The organism is Streptomyces apricus (genome assembly GCF_008369065.1).
GTDB classification, from domain to species: domain Bacteria; phylum Actinomycetota; class Actinomycetes; order Streptomycetales; family Streptomycetaceae; genus Streptomyces; species Streptomyces apricus.
This window is the reverse complement of sequence record NZ_VDFC01000040.1, coordinates 376253-382363: the sequence shown is the minus strand read 5'-3', so window position 1 is coordinate 382363 and position 6111 is coordinate 376253. Positions and strand designations below refer to the sequence as shown.

The following is a 6111-nucleotide window of genomic DNA, read 5'->3' as shown; positions in this document are numbered from 1 at the left end:
CACCTCCGCCCCGCCCGCCCTCCTCACCGGCGACCACCACCGGGCCGCGCACGCGGTGGCCGGACGGACCGGCATCCCCGCCGACGGCGTGCGCGCGGACCTGCTCCCGCATCAGAAGGCCGAGGCCGTACGGGACCTGGGCGGTCAGGTGCTCTTCGTGGGCGACGGGGTGAACGACGCCCCCGCCCTCGCCGCCGCCCACACCGGCATCGCGATGGGCCGGGGCGGCTCGGACCTGGCCCTGGAGACCGCGGACGCCGTACTCGTCCACGACGACCTCACGGCCGTGCCCAAGGCCGTCGCCCTCTCCCGCCGCGCCCGGCGCCTCGTCGTGCAGAACCTGTGCCTGGCCGGGGCGTTCATCGCCGTCCTCGTCGTCTGGGACCTGGCGTGGCACCTTCCGCTGCCCCTCGGCGTCGCCGGCCACGAGGGCTCGACGATCCTGGTCGGCCTCAACGGCCTGCGCCTGCTGCGGGAGAGCGCCTGGCGCGAGTAGGAGCCGCGGGCGGGCCGAGGTGCCGCGAAAATCCCGAAAACGTACACAGAGTTTCCACATCGTTATGCCGATTGGCTCATTCCGCTCCTCGTCGTCGCGTAGGTTCTGACGAAGGCAATTCGCGCCAGCAAAGCTGCGCGGGGTGGTACCGCGCGGTGGAGGGGGCCGCGCGGTGCCTGCCTTCCAGGTCCGTCCGCGGTGGGGCGGACGGGCGGCGCCCCGGCGCGTCACCCTTGGGGCGTACGTCCGAGACGAACGGTCTGGTGCCTCATATCCGCGTGCGAACCCCCTGATTCGCTCCGTATTCTCCTCGGCCGCCTTCGAATTCGCTGTGATCCGGCCATGATCTGCCTCGGAACGAACGTCTCCGTGCCCACCCGGGCGTCGCCGGGCGACTCCGGAGAGTAGTTGTGGCACGCCGATGCGCGCAGCATCCCTTACGAAGGGTTATGGTGGAAACCCCCCCTCGGGCCGGTCCGTCTCCCCCCCACGGACCGGCCCGTTTTTCATGCGCTCCCGCGCACCCCCTGCGCGCGCACCGCGCCGCCGTCGCGCCGGGCGCCGCCCCCTTGCCGGGTCCCCGGCCCCTTCCGTCCGGCCGCCCGGAGGCCTTGCACCCCAAGGGGGAGAGGGGCTCCGGCGGCTGTAAGGTGTCGGCCTCGGAGACTGCCATCTGCACGGAGGGGCTGACGGAAACGTGAACCTGCGCGACAACCTGCGCCGCTTGCTGGTCAGGTTCTATGCACGCAGGGTGGAAGGCCACCTTGACCACGACCAGGTGCCCAAGCACATCGGGGTCATCATGGACGGCAACCGGCGCTGGGCGAAGGCGGCGGGCAGCACCGCCGCGCAGGGGCACCGGGCCGGAGCGCACAAGATCGAGGAGTTCCTCGGCTGGTGCTCCGAGACCGACGTCGAGGTCGTCACCCTCTGGCTGTTGTCCACGGACAACTTCGACCGCCCCGAGGAAGAGCTCGTACCGCTGCTCGGCATCATCGAGAACGTCGTGACCTCCCTCGCCGCCGACGGCCGCTGGCGCGTGCACCACGTCGGCACGCCGGACATCCTGCCCTCGCAGATGCAGACGGCCCTCAAGGAGGCCGAGGAGTCCACCGCGCACGTCGACGGGATACTGGTCAACGTCGCCATCGGCTACGGCGGCCGCCAGGAGATCGCCGACGCCGTGCGCTCGATGATCCTCGACCACGCCGACAAGGGCACCTCGCTGGAGAAGCTCGCCGAGGACGTCACCGTCGACATGATCGGCAAGCACCTCTACACCAGCGACCAGCCCGACCCCGACCTCGTGATCCGTACGAGCGGCGAGCAGCGGCTGTCCGGATTCATGCTCTGGCAGACGGCCCACTCCGAGTACTACTTCTGTGAGGTCTTCTGGCCGGCCTTCCGCAAGGTCGACTTCCTGCGCGCCCTGCGCGACTACGCGGCCCGCCACCGGCGCTACGGCGGATGAGGGACCGCGGCGGGCACCCGCCGCGAGGTCACCGCGGGGCCGCGGGCCGGTCCCGTGGGGCAGGAGTAACGAGGAGTTCACCGGGGCGCCTCCGTGCCGGTCGGCATGGCCTGGCTCGTTCGAGGGCATAAAGCCACCAGGTCGACGCCCGAACCACGGGTGTCGGATCTCAGCGGACGGCACGGGGCCGTCCGCCCGGGAGGCCCTTTGCACCAGCGCGACCGTGCGGTCAGTACGGACGAGGCGGAGGGCCGGTTCACGGCCCGTGCATCGGTGCCGCAGACCGGTCCAGCTCTCCTCCGTCGCTCCCCGACCTCATCCGAGGGGGTACGTCCTTCCGTGGTGACCAGCACAAAGCGCCGCATGCCAGACCGGCGCACCTATGTTCTCGACACCAGCGTCCTGCTGGCCGACCCGCACGCCATGAACCGCTTCGACGAGCACGAAGTAGTGCTGCCGATCGTCGTGGTCACGGAATTGGAGGCCAAGCGGCACCATCCTGAACTCGGTTACTTCGCCCGGCAGGCCCTGCGCCTGCTCGACGAGTTCCGGGTGAAGTACGGCCGTCTCGACGACCCCATCCCCACCGGGGAGCTGGGCGGGACGATCCGTGTCGAGCTCAATCACTCGGACCCCAGCGTGCTGCCCAGCGGCTACCGCCTGGGGGACAACGACTCCCGCATCCTCGCGGTCGCCCGCAACCTGCAGGCCGAGGGGTTCGACGTCACGGTCGTGTCGAAGGACCTCCCGCTGCGGATCAAGGCCTCCTCGGTCGGTCTCCTCGCCGAGGAGTACCGCGCGGAACTCGCCATCACGAGTTCCTCCGGCTGGACCGGAATGTCCGAACTGACCCTCTCCGGCGAGCAGGTGGACCTCCTCTTCGAGGAGGACACCCTGTACGTGCCCGAGGCGTCGGACCTCCCGGTCCACACCGGCCTGACGATCCAGTCCGAGCGCGGCAAGGCGCTGGGCCGGGTGACGGCCGAGGGCAACGTCCGGCTGGTGCGCGGCGACCGCGAGGCCTTCGGCATCAAGGGCCGCAGCGCGGAGCAGCGCATCGCGCTGGACCTGCTCCTCGACCCGGACATCGGGATCGTGTCGATGGGCGGCCGGGCCGGCACCGGGAAGTCGGCGCTCGCCCTGTGCGCGGGCCTGGAGGCCGTGCTGGAGCGGCGCCAGCACAAGAAGGTGATGGTCTTCCGGCCGCTGTACGCGGTCGGCGGGCAGGAGCTCGGCTACCTGCCGGGCTCCGAGTCCGAGAAGATGGGCCCCTGGGCGCAGGCGGTCTTCGACACGCTCTCCGCGGTCACCAGCCGCGAGGTCATCGAGGAGATCACCGCGCGCGGGATGCTGGAGGTCCTGCCGCTCACGCACATCCGCGGCCGCTCCCTCCACGACGCGTTCGTGATCGTGGACGAGGCGCAGTCCCTGGAGCGGAACGTCCTGCTGACCGTCCTGTCCCGCATCGGCGCCAATTCGCGGGTCGTGCTGACCCACGACGTGGCCCAGCGGGACAACCTCAGGGTCGGCCGGTACGACGGTGTCGTGGCCGTGGTGGAGAAGCTGAAGGGCCATCCCCTCTTCGCGCACGTCACGCTCACCCGGTCCGAACGCTCCCAGATCGCGGCCCTGGTGACCGAAATGCTGGAGGACGGGCAGATCTGACCCTGTCCGCCCCACCCGTCCCGTCTGTCCGCCGGACAGTGCGGCGGACGGTCAACGGGTGGTGAATACACGGTAGTTGGCGCCGTCCGGCAAAGGTGCAAGAGCCTAGCCGGGCGGCGCCCGCGTGTGCGCTCGTTTCCGGAAAACTTCTGGGGCGAACGGGGTGTGAGCTTTCACACCCGGCACGGAATTGCCTCCTGGCGCCGCGGTACGGCTAGAGTCTCGTTCCTGTCAGGCCCCGCATACGACACACCTGTACCCCCAGCGGCACAGCACAGCAGGAACACCAGAACTCCATACCGACGTCGTATGCCGCCCGAGCACCACGCGGCGCTCCCCCTCGGGGAGTTGCCCACCGGGCCCGCGCCTCCCGTGACCCCGCAGTTGGGAGGCCAGTGCCAGGGGCACGATTGCGTCCGCGAGGGTCACCTGTAGCGGTCGATGCTGGAAGGAAACCGTGTGAGCCGGATCTCGGTCCGTGGGCTCGCAGTGGCCTCGGCCACCGCAGTCACCGCTGTCGGCGCCGTTACGGGTGTTGCCTCGGGCAGCACCGCACCCTCGGGTGACGACGCCGAGGCGACGGCGAGCGGCGCGACGCTCCTCGCCGACATCCCCGCGGGTGCTCAGGCGCAGGTGCAGACCGCTTCCCTGACACAGCAGGCCGACTCCCAGGCCATCGCGGCGGACGCCACCGCCAAGAAGGACGCCGAGGCCGCCGCGCGCAAGCAGGCAGCCAAGGACGCGATCGCCAAGCAGAAGGCCGCCGCCGAGAAGGCGGAGAAGGCCGAGCGGGAAGCCAAGGAGCGCAAGGAGGCCGCGAAGGTCGCCAGCCGCTCCGCCACGCGCGACGCGTCCAGCTTCGCGGTCAAGTCGTCGTACACCGTCGCCGAGGTCCAGGCGATGGCGCGCCAGCTGGTCCCCGCGGACCAGTTCCAGTGCTTCAGCAACATCGTGGACCACGAGTCCAGCTGGAACTACCAGGCGGACAACCCGACCTCCGACGCGTACGGCCTGGTGCAGGCGCTGCCGGGGTCGAAGATGTCGTCGGCCGGCGCGGACTGGGCGACCAACCCCGCCACCCAGATCAAGTGGGGCCTCAGCTACATGGACGGCCGCTACGGCAGCCCGTGCGGCGCCTGGAACTTCTGGCAGGCCAACAACTGGTACTGAGCCCCTTCCGGCTCAACCCCGCGGAGCCCTTCACCGTCCTACGGTGAGGGGCTTCTGCCATGTACGGTCGATGCCGATGACTCCGGGGGGAGTGGTGGGAAGCAACGGGGGAAGAGGACGGATCATGTCGCGAGTGCCAGGGTGGTTCGGCCGGATAGGGGCCGGACTCACCGAAGTGGGAGAGCGGTTGGACGCGCGTCGCGCCGCCGCCGAGAAGGACGACGACGCCGACGAGGCCGCGGGCGGCGGGAGCGGGGCGGACGGTGTGGACGTCCGGTCCCCGCTGGCGCCCTCCCCGGGCACCGTCAGGCCCGAGCGCCCCGATCCCGCCACCGCCGTCCCCTGGGGCGTGCGGGTGGCCGCCGAGGCCGGCTGGCGGCTGCTGGTCCTCGCGGGCACCGTCTGGGTGCTGATGCGCGTCATCAGCGCCGTCCAGCTCGTCGTCCTGGCCTTCGTCGCCGCGCTGCTCGTCACCGCGCTGCTCCAGCCCACGGTCGCCCGGCTGCGCAGGCACGGGGTGCCGCGCGGGCTGGCCACCGCGCTCACGGCCGTCCTCGGCTTCGTCATCATGGGCCTGGTCGGCTGGTTCGTGGTCTGGCAGGTCATGGAGAACATCGACGACCTCTCCAACCAGATCCAGGACGGCATCGACGAGCTGCAGCGCTGGCTGCTGAACAGCCCGTTCCACGTCACCGAGGACCAGATCAAGGACATCGCCAAGAGCCTGCGCGAGGCGGTCGGGGCGAACACCGAGGAGATCACCTCCGCGGGCCTCGAAGGCGTCACCGTCATCGTCGAGGCGCTCACCGGCATCCTGCTGACGATCTTCTCCACGCTCTTCCTCCTCTACGACGGCAAGCGCATCTGGGAGTGGACCCTCAAGCTCGTCCCCGCGGCGGCGCGGCCGGGCGTGGCCGGCGCCGGTCCGCGGGCCTGGCGCACGCTCACCGCCTACGTCCGCGGCACGGTGATAGTCGCCCTGATCGACGCCATCTTCATCGGGCTCGGCATCTTCTTCCTCGACGTCCCGATGGCCGTCCCGCTCGCCGTCTTCATCTTCCTGTTCGCCTTCATCCCGCTGGTCGGCGCGGTGGTCTCCGGGGCGCTGGCGGTGGTCGTCGCGCTGGTCACCCAGGGCGTCTTCACGGCCGTCATGGTGCTGGTCGTGGTGCTGGCCGTGCAGCAGATCGAGGGCCACATCCTGCAGCCGTTCATCCTCGGGCGGGCGGTGCGGGTGCACCCGCTCGCGGTCGTGCTGTCCGTCGCGGCGGGCGGGGTGATCGCGGGGATCGGCGGGGCGGTGGTCGCG

5 protein-coding genes are annotated in these 6111 nt (G+C 70.7%); all 5 read left to right on the top strand.

Annotated features, from left to right (window positions below):
- Nucleotides 1–496: HAD-IC family P-type ATPase (locus FGF04_RS14655; RefSeq protein ID WP_149512277.1), on the top strand; the 496-nt coding region annotated here is incomplete at its 5' end.
- Nucleotides 497–1193: 697 nt separating this feature from the next.
- Nucleotides 1194–1967, top strand: a complete 774-nt coding sequence (locus tag FGF04_RS14650; RefSeq protein ID WP_149511739.1) for an isoprenyl transferase — start codon at nt 1194–1196, stop codon at nt 1965–1967.
- Between the two features lie 339 nt (nt 1968–2306).
- Complete coding sequence (locus FGF04_RS14645; protein WP_149511738.1) at nt 2307–3632, top strand: PhoH family protein; 1326 nt, start codon at nt 2307–2309, stop codon at nt 3630–3632.
- 459 nt (nt 3633–4091) lie between these two features.
- Nucleotides 4092–4802, top strand: a complete 711-nt coding sequence (locus FGF04_RS14640) for an aggregation-promoting factor C-terminal-like domain-containing protein (protein WP_149511737.1) — start codon at nt 4092–4094, stop codon at nt 4800–4802.
- Between the two features lie 124 nt (nt 4803–4926).
- Nucleotides 4927–6111, top strand: a 1185-nt coding sequence (locus FGF04_RS14635; protein WP_149512276.1) for an AI-2E family transporter, incomplete at its 3' end; no start/stop codon positions are given.